1 protein-coding gene is annotated in these 238 nt (G+C 72.3%); it reads right to left on the bottom strand.

Annotated features, from left to right (window positions below):
- Nucleotides 1–238 (bottom strand): IclR family transcriptional regulator C-terminal domain-containing protein (locus KVT39_RS37330; RefSeq protein WP_217591519.1); only part of this gene is annotated, 238 nt, incomplete at both ends.

The raw sequence follows: 238 nt of genomic DNA, 5'->3' as shown, positions 1-238 counted from the left end.
CAGCGCGACCGCGACCGCCGACAGCTGGGGCGCGCTTTCGCCGAAGTTCTCGGCCCAGCCGAGTTCGCGAAACCGCGCGGTTTGCGCGACGAGCGCCGGCAGGCCCGCGATCGTCGCGTCGGTGAAACGCTCGAACGGCAACTGCGCGCCGAGCGCCTGCTGCGCATCGCCGGCGAGATCCGCGAAGATCGCCTTGCCGATTGAGTTCGCGTGCAGCGGGCGCAGCTCGCCCGGCTGG

The sequence above is a fragment of the Burkholderia sp. GbtcB21 genome (assembly GCF_019091065.1).
In the GTDB taxonomy this organism is placed as follows: Bacteria; Pseudomonadota; Gammaproteobacteria; order Burkholderiales; family Burkholderiaceae; genus Burkholderia; species Burkholderia pyrrocinia_C.
The sequence above is the reverse complement of the archived record's forward strand: the minus strand, read 5'-3'. Positions and strand labels throughout refer to the sequence as shown.